Origin of the sequence: Vibrio sp. S9_S30, assembly GCF_014694455.1 — a bacterium.
Lineage (GTDB): Bacteria > Pseudomonadota > Gammaproteobacteria > Enterobacterales > Vibrionaceae > Vibrio.
Window position 1 is genome coordinate 1 of the sequence record NZ_JAAUWT010000191.1, and the last position, 269, is coordinate 269.

Consider the following 269-nt stretch of genomic DNA (forward strand, 5'->3'; position numbering starts at 1 on the left):
AACCCATCGCCTTGGTGGGTTTCACTGCGGATGACCGTTTTGGTCTTGTTGTCCGGCAAAGTGTACGGCGGAATGTTGGTGGCGTGATAGGTGCGCCCTGTAATAATCGGCTGGTCTGGGTCGCCATTTAAAAACGACACAATCACCTCATGCCCAATGCGCGGTATCGCCATCATGCCGTATTGGCTGCCCGCCCACCCCTGAGAGACACGAACCCAGCACGAGCTCAATTCATTGCTGTTGGAATACCTATCCCACGGGAAATGCAC

At 54.6% G+C, this 269-nt stretch carries 1 protein-coding gene; it reads right to left on the bottom strand.

Features of this window, described 5'->3' with window-relative positions:
• Positions 1-269, bottom strand: a 269-nt coding sequence (vgrG, locus tag HC752_RS24525) for a type VI secretion system tip protein VgrG (protein WP_190337766.1), incomplete at both ends; no start/stop codon positions are given.